This is a genomic window from Pseudomonas sp. RP-B7, from assembly GCF_059803535.1.
The window spans coordinates 25,552-50,297 of sequence record NZ_JAPFHC010000037.1 but is presented as its reverse complement, the minus strand read 5'-3'; the positions used below and the strand labels follow the sequence as shown (position 1 = coordinate 50,297).

The window sequence follows — 24,746 nt, the reverse complement described above, 5'->3', positions numbered from 1 at the left end:
TTTGTGAGGATGTTGTATGACCTTATCCCTGCCCCAACACTACCGCGAGATCCTCAAAGGCCTGGGCGAAGACCCGGAGCGTGAAGGTTTGCTCGACACCCCCAAGCGCGCGGCCAAGGCAATGCAGTACCTGTGCCACGGCTACGAGCAGAACCTGGACGACATCGTCAACGGCGCGCTGTTTACTTCCGACAATGACGAGATGGTGATCCTCAAGGACATCGAGCTGTACTCGCTATGCGAGCACCACCTGCTGCCCTTCATCGGCAAGGCCCACGTGGCCTATATTCCGACCGGCAAGGTCCTCGGCCTGTCGAAGCTGGCGCGCATCGTCGACATGTATGCGCGGCGCCTGCAGATCCAGGAAAACCTCACGCGGCAAATCGCTGATGCGATCCAGCAAGTGACCCAGGCCGCCGGCGTGGCGGTGGTGATCGAGGCCAAGCACATGTGCATGATGATGCGCGGTGTGGAGAAACAGAATTCAACCATGAACACCTCGGTGATGCTCGGCGCGTTCCGCGAGTCGAACACCACGCGCATGGAGTTCCTGCAACTGATCGGACGGAGCAAGTAGCAATGCCACAACTTCAACCAGGCATGGCGCGCATCCGGGTCAAGGACCTGTGCCTGCGCACCTACATCGGCATCAACGAGGACGAAATCCTCAACAAGCAGGATGTGCTGATCAACCTGACCATCCTGTATGCCGCCCAGGAGGCCGTGCGCGACAATGACATCGACCATGCGCTGAACTATCGCACCATCACCAAGGCGATCATTGCCCATGTGGAGGGCAACCGTTTTGCCCTGCTGGAGCGCCTGACCCAGGAACTGCTGGATCTGGTGATGAGCAATGAAACAGTGCTGTACGCCGAAGTCGAAGTGGACAAGCCCCATGCGCTGCGCTTTGCCGAATCGGTGTCGATTACCCTGGCAGCCAGCCGCCAACCCTGAACCTGCGTGAGCCCTATGAACGACCAAGAACGCCTCGAACTCGAAGCCGCCGCCTTCCGCCGGCTGGTGGCACACCTGGACAGCCGCAAGGATGTGCAGAACATCGACCTGATGAACCTCGCAGGCTTCTGCCGCAACTGCTTGTCCAAGTGGTACAAGGCCGAGGCCGATGAGCGCCACATCGAGCTGAGCCTCGATGATGCCCGAGAAGTGGTGTACGGCATGCCGTACGCCGAGTGGAAAGCCCAATACCAGAAAGAAGCCAGCGCCGATCAACAGGCGGCGTTCGCCAAAGGAAAAACCCATGACTGATTTGAACACCCTGCGCGCCAGCCTCAACAGCGGCGAACATGCGTTTGCCGACACCTTGGCGTTTATTGCCGCAGGTTATGACTACCAGCCGCAAGCCTTTACCAATGGTGATGTGGAAAACGCTGCCGGCCAGAACGAAGGCTCCTGCAAGACCCTGGGCCTGGCTGTGCTGGAAGGCTTGAGCGATCAGCAAGCGCTGCTGGCGTTTGGCGAGCACTACCGTTCGGTGGTGGCGACGCCTGAGGGCAGTGACCATGGCAACATCCGTGCACTTATCGCACACGGCTTGGCGGGTGTGACGTTCACGGCGCAGCCCTTGACCCGCAGATCCTGAGTCAGACACCAATCAAACTGTGGGAGCGGGCTTGCCCGCGAAAGCGTTGGGTCAGTCGCCTAATTCAGTGACTGACACTCAGCATTCGCGGGCAAGCCCGCTCCCACATTTGTGCTTTGGTGTCAGTTAAAACGTGGGTGTAAAAAAACCGGCCTCTCAGCCGGTTTTTTATTGCTACGGTTTAGAGCGAAGCGTTACCCAAACCATCCAGGTAACGCTCGGCATCCAGTGCCGCCATGCAACCAGCGCCGGCCGAGGTGATGGCCTGGCGATACACATGGTCGGCTACGTCGCCAGCAGCGAAGATGCCTTCAAGGTTGGTCGCAGTCGCATTGCCTTCACGGCCGCCCTGTACGACCAGATAACCGTCTTTGGCTTCCAGCACGCCTTCGAACAACGATGTGTTCGGCGTGTGGCCGATGGCGATGAATACGCCGTCGACTTTCAGCTCGTCGAAGCTGCCGTCGTTGTTTTTCAGGCGGGCGCCGGTCACGCCCATGTTGTCGCCCAGGACTTCGTCCAGGGTGGCATTGAGCTTGAGGATGATCTTGCCTTCAGCCACACGGGCGTGCAGCTTGTCGATCAGGATCTTCTCGGCGCGGAACGTCTCGCGGCGGTGAACCAGGGTCACGGTGCTGGCGATGTTGGCCAGGTACAGCGCTTCTTCCACGGCAGTGTTGCCGCCACCGACCACAGCGACCGGCTTGTTGCGGTAGAAGAAACCGTCGCAGGTCGCGCAGGCGGAAACGCCCTTGCCCATGAACGCTTCTTCCGATGGCAGGCCCAGGTAACGGGCGCTGGCGCCGGTCGCGATGATCAGTGCGTCACAGGTGTAGACGCCGCTGTCGCCGGTCAGGCTGTAAGGCTTCTTGGAGAAGTCGACCTGGTTGATATGGTCAAACACGATCTCGGTTTCGAAGCGCTCGGCGTGTTCTTTCATGCGCTCCATCAGCGCCGGGCCGGTCAGGCCGTGGACGTCGCCCGGCCAGTTGTCGACTTCGGTGGTGGTGGTCAATTGACCGCCCGCCTGCATGCCGGTGATCAGCAGCGGCTTGAGGTTGGCCCGGGCAGCGTAGACGGCAGCGCTGTAACCGGCAGGGCCGGAACCGAGAATAATCACTCGCGAATGACGGGTATCAGACATGACTCACTCCTGTCGACCGCCCGGACCACAAGGCGGCTGGAATAAAAAAGGGACCACGAAGCACTTGGGGAAGGCTTTAACTCGCAGGCCCTGAAAATAATGGGTGCAGCGTATAGAGGGGGGCAAGATTAAGGAAATACGCATTAACAATCCAGCTCATAGACGGTCCCTATGCAGTCGACCCGGCTGATCGACGGGTTTGTTACGGCTGATGTCGCCGCTTTCGCCCGTGATACAAAGCCGGTAAGGTCGGCGCGTTCGCCCCTTTGCTCGGAGTTATCCATGCCCGCCCCTGCCCTTTCCGGCCCGCAATACCTGCGTGAAGGCCTCAAGCTGGTCTTGAGCCCTGGCCTGCGCCTGTTTGTGCTGCTGCCACTGGCGATCAACCTGGTGTTGTTCGTCGGCTTGATCTATTTCGCCGGCCATCAGTTCAGCCTGTGGGTCGACCACCTGATGCCGACGCTGCCGAACTGGCTGAGCTTCCTCAACTACTTGCTATGGCCGCTGTTTGTGGTGTTGGTGGTGCTGATGGTGTTTTTCACCTTCACCATGCTGGCCAATATCATCGCCGCGCCGTTCAACGGTTTTCTTTCGGAGAAAGTCGAAGTGGTGGTGCGTGGCACCGACGATTTCCCGGCGTTCAGTTGGGGTGAGTTGATCGCCATGGTGCCGCGCACACTGGCCCGGGAAATGCGCAAACTGGGTTACTTCCTGCCACGGGCCATCGGCTTGTTTATCCTGTCGTTCATTCCGGTGGTCAACCTGATCGCCGCGCCGTTGTGGCTACTGTTCGGGGTGTGGATGATGGCGATCCAGTACATCGACTACCCGGCCGACAACCACAAGCTGGGCTGGAACGAGATGCTCGCCTGGCTGCGCCAGAAACGCTGGCAGAGCATGAGCTTCGGCGGCATCGTTTACCTGGTGTTGCTGGTGCCGGTGGTCAACCTGTTGATGATGCCGGCGGCAGTGGCCGGGGCGACCTTGTTCTGGGTGCGTGAGCAGGGCGCCGAAGCGATGGCGCGACAGAACGTGACCACGTCATAAATCCATCATCCCAATGACACAATGACGACACGGCCCACAGTGACACTGTGGGCCATGACGACAGCCTCGCTTCACATCACTCTGATCACCGAAACCTTCCCGCCCGAAATCAACGGGGTGGCCAATACCCTTGGCCGCCTGTGCGAAGGTCTGCGCGCGCGCGGCCATCAGGTCGAACTGGTGCGTCCACGCCAGAACGCTGACCAGAGCCGTCCCAGCGACGACGAATTGCTGCTGTGCCGTGGCTGGCCGCTACCGGGCTACCCGGGCCTGCAATGGGGCCAGTCGTCGATGCACAAATTGCTGCGCCGCTGGACCCGCCAGCGTCCGGATGTGCTGTACATCGCCACCGAGGGCCCGCTGGGCTTATCCGCGCTGCGCGCTGCCCGGCGCCTGGGGATCAGCGTGGTCAGTGGCTTTCACACCAACTTCCAGCAGTACTCGAACCAATATGGGTTAAGCATGCTGAGCCGGGTAGTCACCCATTATCTGCGCTGGTTCCATAACCGCTCGACCTTGACCCTGGTGCCCAGTGCCAGCCAGCGCCTGGAGTTGGAACGCCGCCACTTCGAGCGGCTGGGCATGTTGTCGCGGGGCGTCGACAGCCAATTGTTCCATCCGGCCAAGCGCGACAACGTACTGCGTGAGAGCTGGGGCCTGGGCAATGACGACATTGCAGTTTTGCACGTAGGACGTTTGGCCCAGGAGAAAAACCTGGGTGTACTCAAGCGCTGTTTCGAGTCCCTGCGCAGCACATATCCACAGCGCAGGCTGAAATTGATCATCGTCGGCGACGGGCCGCAACGCTCACTGCTGGAACATGACCTGCCCGACGCCGTGTTCTGCGGCACGCAACGCGGCGAAGAACTGGCGCGGCATTACGCGTCGGGCGATCTGTTCCTGTTTCCCAGCCTCACCGAAACCTTCGGCAACGTGGTGCTGGAAGCCATGGCTTCCGGGTTGGGCGTGGTGGCGTATGACCAGGCGGCTGCGACCCAGCATATCCGCCATGGCTATAACGGCGTACTGGCGATGCCGGGGGATGAGGAGGCGTTTTGCGATGCGGCCTGCTGGCTGCTCGAAGAGCGCGAGAGTTTGCGCAGGGCGCGCCTGAACGCACGCCAACATGCCAGCCGCCAGGGTTGGCCGGCGATCATCGAGCAGTTCGAGCACCAGTTACGGGGTGTGTGCAAGGGAGAGTTTGTCGCTCCGCCGTTACCCTCCACCCGCTGATCCGGCGACAGTTTAAGTCATCCACTTCCCCACCCGGCGCCCACAGCCGACGGCTTATGGGGCCGCGATTCGGAATAGGCAATAGGCATTGTCTGAATCCCCGCCACCAAACAGGATATTTCGGGAACGCCACTCCGATTATGGCCACCCATGACGCACCTGCCTGGTGAAGGTGGGCACCCCATAATCTGAAAGAGTTTTTTATGTCGACACACATCAACGGAGCAGCGGCTCACGGTAATTGGCACTTCAGCGCTCCGGCGGATACGGGCAATCCCTCGCAAAGGCCCGAGACCCATCTTCAGCAACCGTGGTATCGCCCGCGCCCACCCCGGCCGGATAACCAACACACCCAGCCGGGCTGGAACCCACCACACCGGCCACAGCCGGATCAGCCATACACCCGGCCAGGCTGGAACCTTCCGTACCAGCCACAGCCGGACCACCAGTACACCCGGCCAGGCTGGAACCCTCCGTACCAGCCACAGCCCGACTGCCAGCACACTCGGCCAGGCTGGAACCCTCCGTACCAGCCACAGCCCGACTACCAGTACACCCGGCCAGGCTGGAACCCTCAGTACCGGCCACAGCCGGATCGCGACTACTCACAACCCGGCTGGGACTTCCGGCAAACCTCGTCAAGGCCTACACCGAGGCAGCCCGACCACGATGACGGTTACCGGACGCCCTATGCAGAGCGGCGGCCGGTACAACCACACCATCGTTTGAGCAACCGCTGAAATAAAAGGGCCGGGTATCGACATACCCGGCCCCTCTCCAACGCCGAATGGCTTGATCAGACCAATGTGGTCAACGCCTCGCGACTGAACGGCAGAATGTCGCCCTCGCGACCTTCGCGCACCTTCACCGCCCAATCCGGGTCCACCAGCAACGCACGGCCCACGGCAACCAGGTCGAATTCCTCATTGTTGAGGCGTTCCAGCAGCTTCTCCAGGCTGGCCGGCTGCGCGACCTTGTCGGTGTTGACCATGAATTGCAGGAACTCGCCGTCCAGGCCAACACTGCCTACGGTGATGGTCGGCTTGCCGGTGAGCTGGCGTGTCCAACCGGCCAGGTTGAGGTCGGAACCTTCGAATTCCGGCTCCCAGAAGCGGCGAGTGGAGCAGTGGAAAATGTCCACACCAGCGTCAGCCAACGGCTGCAGGAACTCACCCAGCGCCTCGGGGGTTTGCACCAGGCGTGCGGTGTAGTCCTGCTGTTTCCACTGGGAGAAACGGAAGATGATCGGAAAGTCCGCGCCAACCGCGGCGCGGGTGGCCTGGATCAACTCGATGGCAAAACGCGAACGGTTGGCCAAGCTGCCACCGTATTCGTCGGTGCGCTGGTTGCTGCCTTCCCAGAAGAACTGGTCGACCAAGTAACCGTGGGCGCCGTGGATCTCCACACCGTCCATGCCGATGCGTTGGGCATCCTTGGCGGCTTGGGCAAAGGCATTGATCACGTCTTGGATGTCTTGCCGGGTCATGCCATGGACAACGACATTGCCGTCCTTGAGTTTTTCCATTGGGCCGTAGGCCGGCACACTGGCATCCGGCTCGGTGCCGATGCGCCGCACACTGCCCACATGCCACAGCTGCGGGACGATCTTGCCGCCCTCGGCATGCACGGCGTCGACCACTTTTTTCCAGCCAGCCAGAGCGGCCTCACCGTAAAAATGCGGGACGTTGGGATAGCCGTTGGACGCTGGGTGGCCGACCACCGTGCCTTCGGTGATGATCAGGCCCACACCGGCAGCGGCGCGGCGGCGGTAGTACTCGATGACTTGGGCGTTGGGTACGCCGCCCGGCGAGAACGAACGGGTCATCGGCGCCATGACTACACGGGTCGACAGTTGCAGAGCACCGAGCTGGAAGGGTTTGAACAAGGCTTGGACAGGCATGGGGATGCTCCACGTAAGGCGGGTTTATGACGTGGATAATATTGGCCCCACACAGACCTGAACAGCACTATTGATCTGAATGATTAAAGGATAAAAGCGAACGGCGACTGACCTGTGGCGAGAGAGCTTGCTCCCTCTCCACAGGCCGGGCCGAGTTAATTCAAGGCTTTTTCGATGGCTTGGACGATGGTGGGATCATCCGGTGCGGTACGCGGAGAGAAGCGTGCAAGCACCCGCCCATCCTTGCCCAGCAGGAATTTCTCGAAGTTCCAGGTTATATCCCCGGGAAACTCCGCGCCCTCGCCCGCCAGCAAGCGGTAGAGCTGGTGACGGTCCGGCCCGTTGACGTCAAGCTTGCCGCCCAGCGGGAAGGTCACACCGTAGTTCAGGCTGCAGAACTCGCGGATCTCCTCTTCGCTGCCCGGCTCCTGGCCTGCAAACTGATTGCAGGGCAAGCCCAACACGACAAACCCCTGGCCCTTGTATTGCTGGTAGAGGTTTTCCAGAGCCGCATATTGCGGGGTCAAGCCACACTTGGAGGCCACATTGACCACCAGCACCACTTGCCCCTTGAAGGGTGCCAGTGGCAGCTCTTGTCCGTCCAAAGCTTTGAGTTTCAGGTCGTGGAAAGCACTCATGACGAACTCCAGATATCCCATGTTCTTAGCAAAGCGGCTCGTCGAGATTACAACCCGCAAGCCTGCAATCATAGACGCCGATGACAAAACCCGCCTGCGGATTACTGAGCGGTCGGCCACGGCAGGATCGGAATCGCCGTCACGGCGTTCTGCGGGCTGCCTTCGATCAGGCGGTCGCTGTACACCAGGTAAACCAGGGTGTTGCGCTTCTTGTCGAGGAAGCGCACCACCTGCATGGTCTTGAACACCAGCGACGTACGCTCCTTGAATACTTCGTCGCCATCCTTGAGCTCGCCCTTGAAGCGGATCGGCCCCACCTGGCGGCAGGCGATCGAGGCTTCGGCACGGTCTTCGGCCAGGCCCAGGCCGCCTTTGACGCCGCCGGTCTTGGCGCGCGACAGGTAGCACGTCACACCGTCGACCTTGGGGTCATCGAAGGCTTCGACGACGATCCGGTCGTTGGGGCCGACAAACTTGAATACCGTCGACACCTGGCCAACTTCTTCGGCAGACGCCAACAGTGGCATGGCCAATAGCAGGCCGAGCAATCCCTTCATTACGCGCATCGAATACTCCCTTTGTTTAAACCAGGATCAGGTTGTCGCGGTGCACCAGTTCCGGCTCCGCCATATAACCCAACAGGCCCACAATCGCGTCAGACGACTGCCCAATGATTTTCTGCGCCTCCAGGGCGCTGTAGTTGGCCAGGCCGCGGGCGATTTCACGACCGTCCGGGGCCACACACACCACCATCTCGCCACGGCGGAAGCTGCCCTGCACCAGCTTGACGCCGACCGGCAGCAAGCTTTTGTTGCCTTGGGACAGCGCAGATACAGCGCCATCGTCCAGCACCAGGGTGCCACGGGTTTGCAGATGACCGGCCAACCATTGTTTGCGCGCCGCGAGCATACCCCGCTCCGGCGACAGCAGCGTGCCGATCCGCTCGCCAGCCTTGAGGCGGTCGAGCACACGCTCGATGCGCCCGCCGACGATGATGGTGTGGGCACCGGAACGCGCAGCCAGGCGTGCAGCGCGCAGCTTGGTCTGCATGCCGCCACGGCCCAGGGCACCGCCGACGCTGCCGGCCACGGCGTCCAGCGCAGGGTCATCGGCGCGGGCTTCGTAGATCAGTTGCGCATCGGGGTTGTTGCGCGGGTCGGCGTCAAACATGCCGTCGCGGTCGGTGAGGATCACCAGCAGGTCGGCTTCCACCAGGTTGGCCACCAGGGCGGCCAGGGTGTCGTTGTCGCCGAAGCGGATTTCGTCGGTGACCACGGTGTCGTTTTCGTTGATCACCGGGATGACTTTCAGCTCTACCAGCGCACGCAGGGTGCTGCGGGCGTTGAGGTAGCGCTTGCGGTCGGACAGGTCGTCGTGGGTCAGCAGGATCTGCGCCGTGTGGCGGCCGTGCTCGGCGAAGCTGGATTCCCAGGCTTGTACCAGGCCCATCTGGCCGATGGCGGCGGCGGCTTGCAGTTCGTGCATCGCGCTGGGTCGCGCGGTCCAGCCGAGGCGGCTCATCCCGGCGGCAACCGCCCCGGACGACACCAGCACCAACTCAACGCCAGCCTCATGCAAGGCCACCATTTGCTCGACCCAGACGCTCATGGCTGCACGATCGAGCCCCTTGCCATCCGCCGTCAGCAGCGCACTTCCGATCTTTACGACCCAGCGCTGCGCACCTGTCACTTTGCTCCGCATCATCTTCAACCTTAGATAGAGGGCTGCGCGACCCAGCGCAACCCATAACGTTATTCGTGACTACGTATACCCAGATACCAAAACGCCGCTCAATTGAGCGGCGCTTAAGTTTACTGCAACGAATCAGTCGCGCACGTAAATGATTTCAGGACCGTCTTCATCATCCACGTCTTCTTCGTCCCAATCGTCGTCACCGATGTCATGGACCGACTTCACGCCGCTGCGGCGCAGGGCACGCTGGTCGTCCAGCGCCTGCAACTGGGCACGGGCTTCGTCTTCGATCTGCTGGTCGAGTTCAGCCAGTTCGGCCTTGAACACCGGGTCGGCCGCCAGGCGGTCGGCGCGGTCTTCGAGGTAGCGCATGATGTCGCGGGTCAGGCGCTCGGTGCCTTCTTTGGCGATGGCCGAGATCACGTAGACCGGGCCTTCCCACTCCAGGCGGTCGACGATTTCCTTGACGCGCTCTTCGTGCTCTTCTTCGAGGATCTGGTCGCACTTGTTCAGGACCAACCAGCGATCACGCTCGGCCAGGGCCGGGCTGAACTTGGTCAGTTCGCTGACGATCACTTCAGCGGCGTCCGCTGCGCTGGTTTCATCCAACGGCGCCATGTCCACGAGGTGCAGCAGCAAACGGGTGCGGGACAAGTGCTTGAGGAAGCGAATGCCCAGGCCGGCGCCGTCGGAAGCGCCTTCGATCAGGCCGGGAATGTCGGCGATCACGAAGCTTTTCCAGCGGTCGACGCTGACTACGCCCAGGTTTGGCACCAGGGTGGTGAACGGGTAGTCGGCGACTTTCGGCTTGGCGGCCGAGACCGAGCGGATGAAGGTACTTTTACCCGCGTTCGGCAGGCCCAACAGGCCTACGTCGGCCAGTACTTTCATTTCCAGCTTGAGGTCACGCTGCTCGCCCGGCTTGCCTGGCGTGGTCTGGCGTGGCGCACGGTTGGTACTGGACTTGAATCGGGTGTTACCCAGACCGTGCCAGCCGCCCTGCACAACCATCAGCTTCTGGCCGGCCTTGGTCAGGTCGCCGATCACTTCCTGGGTAGCGGAGTCGATAATCGTGGTGCCGACGGGTACGCGCAGCACCAGGTCTTCGCCTTTTTTACCGGTGCAGTCGGTGCTGCCGCCGTTGGAGCCACGCTCGGCATCGAAGTGCCGGGTGTAACGGTAGTCGACCAGGGTGTTGAGGTTTTCGTCGGCCATCATGTAGATGGAACCGCCGTCACCGCCGTCACCGCCGTTTGGACCACCGTTTTCGATGAATTTTTCGCGACGGAAACTCATGCAACCGTTACCGCCGTCGCCTGCTTTTACTCGGATGGAAACTTCATCAACGAACTTCATAACAAAACGCCTCTCGCCGCACGGACGAGCTTAAGAAACCAAGACATAAGACTCTTGCAAAAATGAGCGCAGCGACCTCAAGCAACGACCGCATATCCTGCTGCTATCGCCCATTACAAACAGCTTTGCAAGAGACTCACTCCACAAACGAAAAAGCCCCGTCGCAAGACAGGGCTTTTCCAGCGATCTCGCAATTAAGCTGCGACAACGCTCACGTAACGGCGGTTGAACGCGCCTTTTACTTCAAACTTGATCACGCCTTCGATTTTCGCGAAGAGGGTGTGATCTTTACCCATGCCTACACCGTAACCGGCGTGGAATTGGGTGCCGCGCTGACGCACGATGATGTTGCCCGGAATGATTTTCTGGCCGCCATACATCTTCACGCCAAGGCGTTTGGCTTCTGAGTCGCGACCGTTACGGGTACTACCACCAGCTTTTTTGTGTGCCATGAGTCAATTCTCCTAGTGAGGAATTAGGCTGAAATTAAGCCTGAATACCGGTGATTTTGATCTCGGTGTACCACTGGCGGTGGCCCATACGCTTCATGTGGTGCTTACGACGACGGAACTTGATGATGCGGACTTTATCGTGACGACCTTGGGAGATCACTTCAGCCACAACGGTAGCGCCAGCAACAACTGGAGCGCCGATGTTCACGTCATCGCCATTGGCGACCAACAGAACGCGATCAAAGGTAACGGATTCGCCGGTAGCGACTTCCAGTTTTTCGATCTTCAGGTATTCACCTGGGGCGACTTTGTATTGCTTGCCACCAGTAACAATTACTGCGTACGACATGGTATTTCTCCGATAATCCTGCTCACCCAGCTCTTTATAAGAAGAGGTATTGGCTGGCATGGCTGCATGGGATGGACGTCCCGAATGCAATTGCGTAAGGCAGGTGCTGCCCAGGAAGTTCAGGGTGCGCGATTGTACGCAAGCTATAGAAGCCTTGCAAGGGGCCGTCTATCGCGCCTTGACACTGCGGGGTCAGGGTCCTAGCATGCCGCGCAACCCTTCTGGAGCGACTGTAGCTGATGCAACCCCAAGCTTTCTACCGCGCGGTCGCGGACGATTTTAGCGCCGTCGACGGCATCATCAAGAAACAGCTCACGTCCAAAGTGCCGCTGGTCTCCAAAATTGGCGACTATATTACGTCGGCGGGCGGCAAACGCCTGCGTCCTTTATTAGTGTTGCTGTGTGGCAAGGCCCTGGGTCGCGAAGGCGACGACTTGCGTTTGCTGGCGGCGACTATCGAATTCCTGCACACCGCGACCCTGCTGCATGACGACGTGGTCGACATGTCGGGCATGCGCCGTGGCCGCGAGACCGCCAATGCCATGTGGGGCAACGCCCCCAGCGTGCTGGTCGGCGATTTCCTGTACTCGCGCTCGTTCGAAATGATGGTCGAACTGGGTTCGATGCCGGTGATGAAGATTCTGTCCCAGGCCACCCGCATCATCGCTGAAGGCGAAGTGTTGCAGCTGTCCAAGGTGCGTGACGCCAGCACCACCGAAGAAACCTATATGGAAGTGATTCGCGGCAAAACCGCGATGCTCTTCGAAGCCTCCACCCATAGCGCCGCCGCGCTGTGTGGCGCGACCGCCGAACAGGCCGAAGCCCTGCGCACCTTTGGCGACCACCTGGGCGTGGCCTTCCAATTGGTAGACGACCTGCTCGATTACCGTGGCGACGCCGAGACCCTGGGCAAGAACGTCGGTGACGACCTGGCCGAGGGTAAACCGACCTTGCCGCTGATCTACACCATGCGCGAAGGCACGCCGGAACAGGCGGCCCTGGTGCGCAAGGCGATCCAGAAAGGCGGGATCGAAGACCTCGAAAGCATCCGCGAAGCCGTGGAGGCCTCGGGTTCGCTGGACTACACCGCGCAATTGGCGCGTGACTACGTGGCCCGCGCCATTCAATGCCTGGAAGCCCTGCCGGCCAGCGAATACCGGGATGCACTGGTTGAGCTGAGTGAGTTTGCGGTAGCCCGTACGCACTGATTGCACACCGTTTAATGTGGGAGCTGGCTTGCCTGCGATAGCTTTAGTGAATTCACTGCCGATATCGCAGGCAAGCCAGCTCCCACATTAGACCGAGCCAAGCCGCCCCTCCCGCCGCTAAAACCCTATATAATGTGCGACTTTTAGCCATCCCTGACTCTACAAGGAGCTTTAGTGAGCACGTTGCCACCCTGCCCGAAATGCAATTCCGAATACACCTACGAAGACGGCGCCCAGCTGATCTGCCCGGAATGCGCCCACGAGTGGTCCGCCAATGGCGAGGCCGAAGCGGCTAGCGATGAAACCGTGAAGAAAGACTCTGTGGGCAACGTCCTGCAGGACGGCGACACCATCACCGTGATCAAGGACCTCAAGGTCAAGGGCACCTCCCTGGTGGTCAAGGTCGGCACCAAGGTCAAGAACATCCGCCTGTGCGATGGCGACCACGACATCGATTGCAAGATCGACGGTATCGGCCCGATGAAACTCAAGTCCGAGTTCGTCCGCAAGGTCTGAACCTGCAACTTCCATCCCGCGCCCGCCGCGGGATGGCGTTTCGCCCTCCCGGTTGACCCCGCGCAATAACCACACAGAAAAAACCACAAACCGCCAATAGGCACTTGCTATTCTACGAATAAGAATTATTCTCATTGAAACCCATCAAGGAGAACGACCATGACTTATTTGATAGACGCCTGGCTGGACCGCCCACACCCTTACCTGCGCATCCTGCATCGGGAAACCGGCGAAGTCTGTGCGGTATTGGAAGAAGAAGCGCTGAGCGAGCTGCAGGACCAGGGCGACCTGGACGTGAATGGCTTGAGCTCAAGTGAGCCCGGGGTACTGAAGGAAGTGGTGCGCAATCTGTTTCTGTTCTGCTATGCCCGAGCGTTGCGCCCGGCCACTGAATTGAATGGCAAATTCCATCCATGAGCCCATCCTGTGGAAGCGAGCTTCATGTGGGAGCGGGCTTGCTCGCGAAAGCGGTGGGTCAGTCAATAAATGTGCGACTGACACGCCGTCTTCGCGAGCAAGCCCGCTCCCACACAAGCCATTTCCCGCAGTAATCAGCAGGTCTTACAGAACGTCGAGCAGCTCGACGTCGAACACCAGAACGCTGTGCGGCGGGATGCTGCCAACGCCTTGAGCGCCGTAAGCCAGTTCGCTCGGCACGTACAGGCGCCATTTGCTGCCGGCATTCATCAGTTGCAGGGCTTCGGTCCAGCCGGCGATCACGCCGCCAACCGGGAATTCTGCAGGCTGGCCGCGCTCGTAGGAGCTGTCGAACACAGTGCCGTCGATCAGGGTGCCGTGGTAGTGGGTACGTACCTGGTCTTCACGGGTTGGCTTGGCGCCTTCACCGGCAGTCAGCACTTCAAATTGCAGGCCGGAAGCCAGGGTGGTGATGCCATCACGCTTGGCGTTCTCAGCCAGGAAAGCCAGGCCTTCGCCAGCAGCCGCTTCGGCCTTGGCAGCCGCTTCGGCTTGCATGATTTCGCGGATAACCTTGAAGCTGGCAGCCATTTGCTCTTGATCAACACGGCTTGGCTTGCCGGCGAAAGCGTCGGTCAGGCCAGCCAGGATGGCGTCCAGGCTCACACCCGGTGGCGGGTTGTCGCGCAGTTGGTCGCCCAGTTGACGGCCAATACCGTAGCTGACGCGGGTTTCGTCGGTGGACAGATTAACTTCGGACATGAAGGTGCTCCGCTGTAGGACAACACTGAAAACGCCGCACAAAAGCCGCGCGTTCCTTGTCACCCAAAACTAAAAGGGCCAGCAGACTAGCACACAACACCGTGCCTTGATGAGCGCACCGACATACCTATCTACTGCCGAACACGCCCCTGCGCTGCCCATGCTGGTGATTCCACTCACCACCTCAGGGGTTGTGCCAATGAGTACGCCGAATACCCGCGATGCCGCGCCCACGCTTGATCAGATTCACGCCCACTTGCTGGAGATTGACCCCACCCTGCGCAGCCAGAGCAAACGCCCCGTTACCTTGCCGGCGGAGTACGCCACGCTGCAACAGCTCAACACTGACCTCAAGCGTATCAACGCTACGTTTATGAGCCAGGCGCGTGCCCTGTATCAGGATGTGATCCCACCGGACCTGAACAGCCGCCTCAAGGCGCTGGATGAAACCAGCGCCGTCGCAGGGCAGAGCCGTAAGACTTATCTGACCTTCACCGCCGGCATCAACGCGCTGGAACTGGAAACCCGGCTCAACGTCAGTGACAACCTGCTGTCCCCCGCCGACCAGCAGATGCTGGAAAACTGCTCGCTGGGGCCAACCTTCCGCCCCGGCATGTACGCCCTGGCCTTCACCTACCAGGAACAGACCGTCACGTTCGCCGGTGCGTTTGTGCTGACGCGCCAGGCCAACCCCGTCGTCGACAGCCTGCAAGCAGCGCCCCCCGTGGGGCCGGTCTTGTTGTTCACGCCCGCGCGGGGTCTGGAAGCCTTCGACTCACTGCACGACCTGGACCAAGGCCTGCAATCTGCGATGGCGCTCGCCACCGGGCGGGCAGAGTTCAATCGTCACCTGCCTGTGCGCTACCAACACCTGGATACCGTTGATATATGGCCACTGACCTTACTTCCGATCCAGGACAAACCGCTGTTCGAACACGTCTACCAAGCCCTGCTCGACAAACGTGAACAGGACATCAATTACGCCCTGAGCCATGCAGACGCCACACACATCAAGGAGCACCTCGACAACGCCATCCAAGCCGCGTTGCCCGACCTGACGTTGCGCCTGGACTTTCGCGCACAGCGACTGCTTGAGCGCGACCTGTTCTACGCCCTGCCCGACTGGTACCGCAGCGCCAGCAAGCCGCTTCGCGACACCCTCGACCAACACCTGCGCAACTACAACCAGGCGCGCGAGGCGTTCATGAATCTGTTCGGCCCGGCGGCAACGCCCCAGGCCCTCGCCCGGCACCAATGGGCCGAGAAACTGGCCGATGAACTGGACATCCACGACCTCGACCCGGATCTGCTGCGCATCACAACCCGGCGCACAGTGCCGCCGGTCGGCACCTACGAGCAGCAGCGTTCACTGGTGGAACTGGCCTTGCGCGGCCTGCACACCGGCGACAGTGCGCCGGGCTCAGCCTTCCTTGAACACAGCACCTTGAGCTACGCCGGCGCCCCGCTCGATATGGCTTATGCCCGACTCACCCCGCAAGTGCTGATCCCCCTGCTGCAAGACCTGCAACCACGCCTGGACTTTGCCGACACACAAAAAACCGTGCTGGGCACGCCGCAGATCAAACAGGCGGCCCGCACGTTTTTCGATCAGCGCCTGGTCGCCTTGGCCTACATTGCCCAACTGCAAGGCCACCTCAGTCCGGACGATGTGCAGCTGTTTGCAGACCTGCGCGAAAATCCCCGCCCGCAGCTCTGCGCACAAACCGTGCTGCTGCACGGCGCTCAACTGCGAGACCTGTGGCTGCTGCGCGAAGATGATGCTCACGGCCAGGTCAAACGCCTATTGCTGTGCACCCCTGACGCCCCCAGCGCACAACAGTTCTTCGCCTTCAGCAGCCTGCGCGAATGCCAGACCCATATCATCGGCTGGCTGGATCAACCTCACACGATGAGCAATTACGTACTGCAACAAGTGCCGCTGCGCTTCCGCCCGAAAATGAGCACCTTCATCCAGGCGATCAGCCTGCGCCCCGATGCCGAAGAACACCGCGAGGTGACCTTCGGCAAACCCTGCAGCCACGCCGATTGCCTGGACGCGATGGCCGCACACCGCCTGGCGCTGCAACTGGATGATTACAGTTTCAGCTCACCAGCCTGGTTTCGTAACGCCTCCCTGGAAGACAGAACCCGGCTGATCACCCTGGCGGATAACATCGAAGGTGCCCTGCGCACCTACAATGCCAGACCCGATGCCGAAGCCAATTTCCCGAGCTTCGACAGCTATTTGCGCGATAAAGCCAGGCTCAGCCTGAACAGACTGCTGGGACGCTCCAAAAATGACGTCGACCCGGACAGCGTCTTCGCCTACTCGCCACGGACATTGCTCGGTGCGCCGCCAACACCACTGTCCTACACCACCCTGTACCGCGACGGTTATGCAGACGGCATCGGCTTTCTCGACGAGAAGTTTTCCAGATCCGCGGTCTTTCGCGGCCCCAGGGGCGTAGACCTGAGCCCGCTGACTGCACAGAACGTTGCCCGCTCGGTCACCGGCGTATGGGTCGGAGAACACTATATCAATGAAGTGCGCCAGCGCCTGCAATCCAGCGACAGCCCCGGTTATCACGAACGACGCAGTGCGGTGCTGGCGATTCACCAATTGCAGATGCAGAGTGCCGCGCTGGAGGCCCGACTCAAGGGGCATATCACCAGTGTCGACCTGAGCTGGCTCAACCAGGCCATCGACAGCTTGTCGGATACCCGCAGCACCACGCGCAATACCTACAAAGTCCACCGCTTGTTTATCGACGGTGATTGGGTGATGGGCAACTACCTGTTCAGCCACGCCGACTATCCCGTGTTGCTGTACACCCCCAACGCTCCGGACGGCGTCAACTTTCGCGAAGCGAAGCTGTTCAACTACCTGCTGAAAAAAGTCGAGGGCATGCCCGGCTATTGGTGCTCTCGCGTGTCGTTGCCGTCGATACGCAGAGTGCACCTGTTTCTGGAGAATGCCCGCAACGGCCTGCCGGATGACATCGACCGCACCACCCCAAGCCCGGCTCGGCACGACTCGATAAGCCGCGTCACGCCGCTGCTCGATCTGCGCCACGAGCTATACAACATGAGCTTGCAGCGCACCATCGATGACGTGCACGGCACAACGATCAATCGCACCCAAATGATTACCGGCATCCTGTGGACCTGTATCGAGTGGGTAACGGCCATTGCAACGATGCCATTCCCCTTGCTGAGCTTGACCTTGGGCGGCCTGCTGGCATTCAAGGACGCCATGCTGGCCCTCAACGCCTATCACCAGAACGACAGGGCAGCCGCGATTGAGCACTACGTCGGCTTCCTGGCCAATGCTATGGGGGCCGTGCTGTTCGATTTGCGCCCACTGCTCAAAAGCAGCTTCAAACCCCTGCGTGCCGTCATCCAGACCAGTTCACACGCCGTCGGCAGTGCGCCGCTCAGGCAACTGGATGCGATCAACCCCGAAGGCATGCAATCCATCCTGTTTGATGGGCAGCCACTGTGGGTATCGCAGACTCCCGACGCCTTGGGCCGTTACTTGCTGTATCGCCACGACCCGCTGACCGGCCAGCTCCATTCGACCGCACGCCTGGTCAGCCAGAACAGTGATGGGCAGTGGGTGCGCTTCAGCGTCCCCGGGGGTGGGCGCAAGCAATACGAAAAGCTGCTGGCGGATGAAAGCAGCCCGTTGGAGGCCTTCGACGTAGCGCCCGATCAGGCCAAGACCTTCCGCACCCTGCTCGACTCAGGCTTCCAAACACACATGCAAAGCCGGGGGCAGGACGCGGCGGCTGCCCAAGGCAACGCGTTTATCGAAGCGCAACCACTGCGCACGGCCTATGAACAAAACGTCGCACGCTTGAGCGAAGACGCCGACGCGTTCTACCAGGCGTTACCGGCCCCGGCGCCGAAAAGCGCACTGCCCGCACTGGCGAGCAACGCAGCCCACAGCGACATTCTCAAGAGCCTGTTCAGCCGCAACAAGCGCTTGATAATCGGAGCCGTCGACAACTCCATCGCCAGTAAACAGCTGTTGATCGAACAACTGCCAGGCCTGGCGGAACAGGGACTCAAGCGGGTGTACATCGAGAACCTGCCCCGCGACCTGTTCCATCGCAAGTTGAAAGTCCTCAACAACCAGCTCAACGGCAACAAAGCCCACGCCCTGCAACAGATCGAGCGGCATCTGGCGCAGGTGGACGAGGCCTTGGGGTTCGCAGCGGATGCGCCGTTCACGTACCGCAAACTGCTGCTCGAAACCCAGCGCCTGAACATCGCCATCGACGGCCTGGACGCTGCAGTTTCATACCATATGGGCCACGTGCTGGCCCTGGGCGAAGGCGCGCGTTTTGTGCCGCGCAGCAGCAAGCTGCGCAATTTCTACTCTCACACCGCTATCGAGCTCAACCTGAAACACAACCCGGACGAAGGTTGGCTGGCGTTGGTCGAGACCAACCGCCTGGGCAGTTACGAACGCATTGCCGGGCTGGCGGAGTTGCAACAGGCGCCAGCGCTGCGCGTTCACGACGTGGCGCCTGGGGAGCCGACCGGCCTGTGGCCCGACACACACAGCAGCGCCCAGTCCCGAGGTGACTACGCCCTATCCATTGCAACAACCCATGGGGCACTGCGCGCACCGAGCAGCCTCACGCCAGCATCGGGCACCGTCTCTCATTACGCGGCGTTCGACATCCCGGCGCCGATGCGCGCGAACATCGACCAGATGCGCCTGGAGCGGCGTGGCCTGGACTCGCGTTACTCCCACGCCCAGCCAGAGAATGCCAGGGCAATGAACACCTTCATCGAGACCCGCCAGCGCCTGTACGCCACTGCCAAAGCGCATTTCGCCGACCTCACCTTGCCCCAACGCAGAGCCTTGGGCGAGCTGACCAGCGCAAGAGACGAGAGCGTATTGTTTGAACGGCTGTTCAAACAGCGCAATGGGCTGGTCATCGGCGAGGCCCATACCGCGCAATCCAGCAAGCGCCTGCTGATCCAATACTTCAAGCACCTGAAAAAGCTGGGGGTCAAGACGCTGTACCTCGAGCATTTGTTGACCGATCTGCATCAGGAAGCCCTGGAAACCTACTACCGCACCTCGAAGATGCCGTCGATCCTGGAGAACTACCTCCGGCAGTTGGACCGAGGCCAGATGCCCCTTTACGAGGGCACGGACACCTACACTCACCTGGTCAAGAAAGCCAATAAATACGGGATACGCATACGAGCGCTGGACTGCACGGCCACCTATTACATCAAAGGTCTGAATGGCGATTTGCCGCGCCTCCAAATGTTCAGCTACTTCGCCAACGAGGTGATCAAGGCCGACCAACTCGCCCAAGGGCCGCACAAGTGGGTCGCGTTCGTGGGCAGCACCCACACTGATACGCACCTGGGCGTGCCGGGCCTCGCCACGCTGCAGGATGCCGTCAGCCTGCATGTGCGCGACAGCGCCCCGGAACTGGCCAGGCCGTTGCACCAGGGGGCGTGGGAATCGTTCGAGGAAGGTAAGGGCGTGGCGTTGCGCAGTGACTTCACGCTCTACGTCGGTATTCCTGGGCGAAAAGTGCCAAGCGTGCCGGCGCCGCCGGACCGCAGCAGACTCACAACACCCGGGCATTTCATCGTCGAGCGCCGAACCTCCACCGAGATCAACCTTGTGCACATGTCCCGTGGCAATGAGATTGTCAGCACCCCCATTCAAATCAACGACAAGGGCCAGTTCCTCATCGAGCGCTGGCCAGAACAGCGTCATCAGCGCTTTTTCTATTTATCGCAACTGGTCGATATGCTCAAAACCCCTCCGCCCAGAGGTGTTGGCCTGAATCACGTCGGCTAAACCCCACGAGCCAGTAACCCAATTCTCCCGCAACCACTCATCGGCGCCCTGCGTCGATGAGCCGAAATAGCATTTCAGATTCAGGTTTTGCCGCCGATAACCCGCTACACCTCGGCTGGCTCAAACAACAACATCAACCAGCAAACAGACATCACTCTTGCGGAGCATTCGATGAACAGCTGGTTCGGTAACATCAGCGTCAACCTCAAACTCGGCCTGGGCTTCGGCCTGGTACTGGTCCTCACTTCGATCCTGGCCCTGACCGGCTGGACCAGCCTGGGCGGCCTGATCGACCGCAGCAACTGGATGAGCGATATCACCCAGCTCAATGCCTCGCTGACCAAGCTGCGCATCGTGCGCCTGCAATACATGCTGGCCAACGGTGACGAAGCCGTGGCACAAACCGTACAGACCAACCTGGACGCTTTCGCTGCCCAGCAACAAAAGCTGCTGGACAGCTTCAAGAGCCCGGATAACCTCAAGCTGCTCAACGAGCAGAAAAGCGTCATCACCGCCTACCAGCAATCCTTGAACAAAATGCGCGAGGCCTACCGTAACGGCAACGCCGCGCGCCAGGTCATGGGTGACAAGGCCGACATCGCCAACGCCCAGATCAATGCCCTGGACACCAGCGTGCAGCAGATGGCCGACAGTCCGGAGCGTTTCGTCCAGTACCAGGCACTGACCCAGGCCAAGGAAGAGTTCCAGCTCGCTCGTTATGAAGTGCGTGGCTACACCGGCAACGTCAACGCCGAAACCGAAGCCCGCGCCGCCGCACAAATCGAAAAAGCCATCAGTGGTTTGAAAAAGCTCAGCGCCGTCTTTGGTTCCGAACAGCAAACCGCACTGGCTTCGCTTGAAACCGCCCTCGGCGCCTACCGCTCCGCCGTACAAAGCTACAAGGCCGCCAACGCCAACATCGTCAGCGCTCGCGCAGAAATGACCACCCAAGGTGCCGACATCGTCACCATCAGCGACAAGCTCTACGACATCCAGCTTGAGCGCCGCGACGCCGAAAGCGCCCAGGCCCGCAGCCTGCAATTGATCAGCACCTTGCTGGCCCTGCTGGTCGGTGTTATCGCCGCACTGGTCATCACCCGCCAGATCACCCGCCCACTGCAGGAAACCCTGGCCGTGGTCGAGCGCATCGCTTCCGGCGACTTGAGCCACAACATCCAGGTCACCCGCCGCGACGAACTGGGCGTGCTGCAACAAGGCATCCAGCGCATGGGCACGACCCTGCGCGAGTTGATCAGCGGTATCCGCGACGGTGTGACACAAATCGCCAGCGCCGCCGAAGAACTGTCGGCCGTGACCGAACAAACCAGCGCCGGGGTGAACAGCCAGAAGATCGAGACCGATCAGGTTGCCACCGCAATGCATGAAATGACCGCCACCGTGCAGGAAGTCGCGCGCAACGCTGAACAAGCCTCCCAAGCCGCCTCCGACGCCGACGGCCAAGCCCGCGAAGGCGACAAGGTGGTGGGTGAAGCGATCGCCCAGATCGAGCGCCTGGCCGCCGAAGTGGCACGTTCCACCGACGCCATGGCGCACCTGCAACAAGAGAGCAACAAGATCGGCAGCGTGATGGACGTGATCAAGGCCGTGGCCGAGCAGACCAACCTGCTGGCACTCAACGCCGCGATTGAAGCCGCGCGTGCCGGTGAAGCCGGTCGTGGGTTTGCCGTGGTCGCCGATGAAGTGCGGGGCCTGGCCCAGCGCACACAGAAATCCACCGAGGAAATCGAAGGCCTGGTCGCCGGTTTGCAGAACGGCACCCAGCAAGTGGCCAATGTGATGAACAACAGCCGCAGCCTCACCGACAGCAGCGTCGAGCTGACGCGCAAGGCCGGTGTGTCCCTGGAAAACATCACCCGCACGGTGTCGAACATCCAGTCGATGAACCAACAGATTGCCGCCGCCGCCGAGCAGCAGAGTGCCGTGGCAGAAGAGATCAGCCGCAGTATCGTGAACGTGCGTGATGTCTCGGAACAGACGGCAACGGCGAGTGACGAGACGGCGAAATCGAGTGTTGAATTGGCGCGTTTGGGTAGCCAGTTGCAGCAGATGGTCAGCCATTTCCGGGTGTAGGAAACCAAAAAGCCGCCTCGGCCTGAACCGAGGCGGCTCCACTTCTCAGACCTTAACGGTCATCGAAGCTGTCCCGCAGGAACTTCCAGACGTGATAAGCACGCAGGCAGTTCACTACGAGGTTCCACGTACGTCGTGCAAACTTAGACATACTCGGCCCTCCGTGAGTTGGGCCTTACCTCCAGCGCACTTACCGGAACACGTGAGCCTTCGGAAGCAGGTCAGCGCTTCCAATGAGGCAGCCGGGCTTTGGTTCCTCCCGCATGAATCCGGCACGGATTACTAGCCCGTGGCGGGCGGTCCATAATTCCGCGCGCACACCCAGCCACCTGCAAAACGACATACTTGGAACGGAGGTGATACTAACCAACATTTTGGTAAAAGGTGTGGCAGGTCACAACAATCCCTCAATAAAAAGCAGCTGATTTATTGCAATTTTTTTCGGTCAGGCTTACAAAAAAATATGACAACTAGCAAAAATATTGCCGACCACCGTCAAACCTTGCGTGATACAAAAACCGGCATTACTATCCGCGTTGCAGGTCAGCGCTTCCAGTGAAGCCGCAGCCCCGGTCACTAACGGGGGTTGCAAAAAAACCGCCCTACTAAGGCGGTTTTTTATTGCCTGCGATTTCCCCTCAGCCCTCACCTTCCTCAACAAACACCACCCGATTCCCAAACGGGTCCTTGATGCTCATCTCCCGCGAGCCCCACGGTGTTGGCTCAACCTCAGGCTTGGCATAGCGATAGTCCTTGCCCTGCAACTGCTGCTGATAGGCGTCCACGCCTTGTGCCTGAATTCGCACCGCTGCGCCCGGCGAGGCGTCACCATGATGCTCGGTCAGGTGCAACACACATTCCCCCAGTGACACTTGCAGATACAGCGGAAAATTCGCCTCGAAACGATGCTGCCAATCCACCTTGAACCCCAGGAACTCGACGTAGAACTCCAACGCCATGGCCTCGTCGAAAATCCGCAAAATGGGGATGACTTTTCCTAAGTGCATGGCAACCGCTCCGTGTATGAAAAGCCCCCACTATAAAGACGAAAAACCACAACGCAAATCGCCATTGCGCGCCAGGAACCGGCCGGCGTGTTGGCCATTCGCCTGCCCCTCGCAGTAACTCAACACGCCGTTGACCCACACCCCGTCAATGCCCTGCGCCGCCCGTTGCGGGTCCTTGAAATCGGCCACATCACGCACGCGCAACGGGTCGAACAGCACCAGGTCGGCCCAGTGCCCTTGGCGAATTTCGCCACGCTCGGCCAAGCCAAACCGCGCCGCCGACAAGCCGGTCATCTTGTGCACCGCCGTGTGCAGCGGGAACAGCCCCACATCCCGGCTGAAATGCCCGAGCACCCGCGCAAACGCGCCCCACAACCGTGGGTGGGGGAACGGGTCTTCCGGCAACCCATCCGAGCCCACCATGGACAATGGATGCGCGAGGATGCGGCGCACATCCGCCTCGTCCATCCCGTAGTACACCGCCCCCGCCGGTTGCAGGCGACGTGCAGCATCCATCAGCGAAACGTCCCACTCGGCGGCGATGTCCTGCAAATCACGCCCGCCCAACTCGGGGTGCGGCGTCGACCACGTGATGGTGATACGAAACGCGTCGGTGACTTGCTTCAGATCCAGGGTCGAAGAACTCGCCGCATAGGGGTAACAATCACAGCCCACCGGGTGGGTTTTCGCCGCCGACTCCAGCGCGGCCAACAGCTGCGGACTGCGCCCCCAATTACCCGCTCCGGCACATTTGAGGTGAGAAATGATCACCGGAACCTTGGCGTGCCGGCCGATCAGGAACGCCTCGTCCATGGCCTCCAGTACCGGCTCGAATTCACTGCGCAAATGGGTGGTGTACACCGCGCCGAACGCCGTCAGTTCTTCACTCAGTTGCAGCACTTCATCGGTCTCGGCGCTAAACGCACTGGCGTAGGCCAGGCCTGTGGATAAGCCGAGGGCGCCGGCCGCGAGGCTGTCTTGCAATTGCTCGCGCATGGCGGTGATTTCGTCCGGCGTGGCGGTGCGATACAGATCGTCCATATGGTTGCTGCGCAACGCCGTGTGGCCGATCAACGCCGCGACGTTGACCGCTGGATGGGCACTTTCCACGGCCGCGCGGTAATCGGCAAACCGTGGATAAGTGAACGCCTCACGCGTGCCCAGCAAATTCATCGGGTCCGGTGGGTCACTGCGCAAACTCACTGGCGAGGCGCTGATGCCACAGTTGCCGACAATCACCGTGGTCACCCCCTGGCTCAGCTTGGGCAGCATCTGCGGCTGGCGGATCACCATGGTGTCGTCGTGGGTGTGCACGTCGATAAACCCCGGCGCCAGCACGCGCCCCGTGGCGTCGATCTGATCCGTGGCCGTTGCCTGCGACAAATCACCGATCGCCGCGATGCGCCCCTCCCACAGTCCCACATCGGCGATGTACCCGGGGGTGTTGCTGCCATCGATGATCAGCGCCTGGCGAATCAGCGTGTCGTACTTCATA

22 protein-coding genes and 1 pseudogene are annotated in these 24,746 nt (G+C 60.6%); 12 read left to right on the top strand and 11 right to left on the bottom strand.

The features are described from left to right. The first annotated feature begins 16 nt into the window (after positions 1–16). From folE to OPU96_RS25160, 4 genes are read left to right on the top strand one after another with little or no spacing between them, the layout of a single operon-like run. Entirely contained in the window at positions 17–577 is a 561-nt protein-coding gene (folE, locus tag OPU96_RS25175) for a GTP cyclohydrolase I FolE (protein ID WP_429479971.1), read from the top strand. 2 nt (positions 578–579) lie between these two features. Further along, positions 580–957: a dihydroneopterin triphosphate 2'-epimerase gene (gene folX, locus OPU96_RS25170; RefSeq protein WP_226457260.1), complete on the top strand. Its 378-nt coding sequence runs from the start codon at positions 580–582 to the stop codon at positions 955–957. Between the two features lie 15 nt (positions 958–972). Further along, positions 973–1,269 carry a DUF1244 domain-containing protein gene (locus tag OPU96_RS25165; protein WP_305391513.1) on the top strand — a complete coding sequence of 99 codons (297 nt, stop codon included), beginning with the start codon at positions 973–975 and terminating at the stop codon, positions 1,267–1,269. Further along, complete coding sequence (locus OPU96_RS25160; RefSeq protein WP_192300605.1) at positions 1,262–1,603, top strand: HopJ type III effector protein; 342 nt, start codon at positions 1,262–1,264, stop codon at positions 1,601–1,603. The genes OPU96_RS25165 and OPU96_RS25160 overlap by 8 nt, the downstream gene beginning before the upstream one ends. Before the next feature lie 181 nt (positions 1,604–1,784). On the opposite strand, the gene trxB is transcribed toward OPU96_RS25160, so the two are convergent. Further along, the gene (gene trxB, locus OPU96_RS25155; protein WP_192300606.1) at positions 1,785–2,747 is read right to left on the bottom strand and encodes a thioredoxin-disulfide reductase; all 963 of its coding nucleotides are present in this window, start codon (positions 2,745–2,747) and stop codon (positions 1,785–1,787) included. A gap of 282 nt (positions 2,748–3,029) precedes the next feature. Between trxB and cysZ the strand changes: the two genes are divergently transcribed. Next, positions 3,030–3,794 (top strand): sulfate transporter CysZ, encoded by a 765-nt coding sequence (gene cysZ / locus OPU96_RS25150; protein WP_192300607.1) that lies wholly within the window; start codon positions 3,030–3,032, stop codon positions 3,792–3,794. 54 nt (positions 3,795–3,848) lie between these two features. Continuing rightward, positions 3,849–5,027, top strand: coding sequence for a glycosyltransferase family 4 protein (locus tag OPU96_RS25145; protein ID WP_226457257.1), 1,179 nt, complete (start codon positions 3,849–3,851; stop codon positions 5,025–5,027). Positions 5,028–5,823: 796 nt separating this feature from the next. Here the strand turns inward: OPU96_RS25145 and OPU96_RS25140 are convergent. The 7 genes from OPU96_RS25140 to rplU all read right to left on the bottom strand — a co-directional run bounded on the left by OPU96_RS25140 (position 5,824) and on the right by rplU (position 11,414). Next, a complete protein-coding gene (locus OPU96_RS25140) occupies positions 5,824–6,933 on the bottom strand; it encodes an NADH:flavin oxidoreductase (RefSeq protein ID WP_226457300.1) in 1,110 nt (369 codons plus the stop codon). A 149-nt stretch (positions 6,934–7,082) separates the two neighbouring features. Then, positions 7,083–7,565, bottom strand: a complete 483-nt coding sequence (locus tag OPU96_RS25135; protein ID WP_192300609.1) for a glutathione peroxidase — start codon at positions 7,563–7,565, stop codon at positions 7,083–7,085. Between the two features lie 101 nt (positions 7,566–7,666). After that, the gene (locus OPU96_RS25130) at positions 7,667–8,131 is read right to left on the bottom strand and encodes a CreA family protein (protein WP_034100556.1); all 465 of its coding nucleotides are present in this window, start codon (positions 8,129–8,131) and stop codon (positions 7,667–7,669) included. A 16-nt stretch (positions 8,132–8,147) separates the two neighbouring features. After that, complete coding sequence (proB, locus tag OPU96_RS25125) at positions 8,148–9,266, bottom strand: glutamate 5-kinase (RefSeq protein WP_003176047.1); 1,119 nt, start codon at positions 9,264–9,266, stop codon at positions 8,148–8,150. Positions 9,267–9,389: 123 nt separating this feature from the next. Then, a complete protein-coding gene (gene cgtA / locus OPU96_RS25120) occupies positions 9,390–10,613 on the bottom strand; it encodes an Obg family GTPase CgtA (RefSeq protein WP_003230855.1) in 1,224 nt (407 codons plus the stop codon). Positions 10,614–10,807: 194 nt separating this feature from the next. Next, positions 10,808–11,065, bottom strand: coding sequence for a 50S ribosomal protein L27 (gene rpmA, locus OPU96_RS25115; protein ID WP_003176049.1), 258 nt, complete (start codon positions 11,063–11,065; stop codon positions 10,808–10,810). Between the two features lie 34 nt (positions 11,066–11,099). Next, complete coding sequence (gene rplU / locus OPU96_RS25110) at positions 11,100–11,414, bottom strand: 50S ribosomal protein L21 (protein ID WP_007950961.1); 315 nt, start codon at positions 11,412–11,414, stop codon at positions 11,100–11,102. Between the two features lie 239 nt (positions 11,415–11,653). On the opposite strand from rplU, the gene OPU96_RS25105 reads away from it, so the two are divergent. From OPU96_RS25105 to OPU96_RS25095, 3 genes are all read left to right on the top strand, one after another. Beyond that, positions 11,654–12,622 (top strand): polyprenyl synthetase family protein, encoded by a 969-nt coding sequence (locus OPU96_RS25105; protein WP_192300610.1) that lies wholly within the window; start codon positions 11,654–11,656, stop codon positions 12,620–12,622. 174 nt (positions 12,623–12,796) lie between these two features. Continuing rightward, positions 12,797–13,138: a zinc ribbon domain-containing protein YjdM gene (locus tag OPU96_RS25100; protein ID WP_027617845.1), complete on the top strand. Its 342-nt coding sequence runs from the start codon at positions 12,797–12,799 to the stop codon at positions 13,136–13,138. A gap of 159 nt (positions 13,139–13,297) precedes the next feature. Continuing rightward, positions 13,298–13,555, top strand: coding sequence for a PA4570 family protein (locus OPU96_RS25095; protein ID WP_056858344.1), 258 nt, complete (start codon positions 13,298–13,300; stop codon positions 13,553–13,555). Positions 13,556–13,699: 144 nt separating this feature from the next. Here OPU96_RS25095 and bamJ read toward each other — a convergent pair whose 3' ends face one another. Further along, complete coding sequence (gene bamJ, locus OPU96_RS25090) at positions 13,700–14,317, bottom strand: BamJ family beta-barrel-assembly machinery protein (RefSeq protein WP_192300611.1); 618 nt, start codon at positions 14,315–14,317, stop codon at positions 13,700–13,702. 199 nt (positions 14,318–14,516) lie between these two features. Between bamJ and OPU96_RS25085 the strand changes: the two genes are divergently transcribed. From OPU96_RS25085 to OPU96_RS25075, 3 genes and pseudogenes are all read left to right on the top strand, one after another. Beyond that, complete coding sequence (locus OPU96_RS25085; RefSeq protein ID WP_498559899.1) at positions 14,517–20,153, top strand: membrane-targeted effector domain-containing toxin; 5,637 nt, start codon at positions 14,517–14,519, stop codon at positions 20,151–20,153. Positions 20,154–20,324: 171 nt separating this feature from the next. Then, positions 20,325–21,389: pseudogene (locus OPU96_RS25080) on the top strand (methyl-accepting chemotaxis protein); the annotation flags it as partial. Continuing rightward, entirely contained in the window at positions 21,381–22,244 is an 864-nt protein-coding gene (locus OPU96_RS25075; RefSeq protein WP_429480038.1) for a methyl-accepting chemotaxis protein, read from the top strand. The pseudogene OPU96_RS25080 and the gene OPU96_RS25075, both read left to right, overlap by 9 nt. Positions 22,245–22,882: 638 nt before the next feature. Here OPU96_RS25075 and OPU96_RS25070 read toward each other — a convergent pair. Next, positions 22,883–23,251, bottom strand: coding sequence for a glyoxalase superfamily protein (locus OPU96_RS25070; protein ID WP_498559898.1), 369 nt, complete (start codon positions 23,249–23,251; stop codon positions 22,883–22,885). A gap of 30 nt (positions 23,252–23,281) precedes the next feature. Continuing rightward, on the bottom strand, positions 23,282–24,745 hold the full coding sequence (locus OPU96_RS25065; protein ID WP_226457253.1) for an N-acyl-D-amino-acid deacylase family protein: 1,464 nt from the start codon (positions 24,743–24,745) through the stop codon (positions 23,282–23,284). Between the last annotated feature and the right edge of the window lies 1 nt (position 24,746).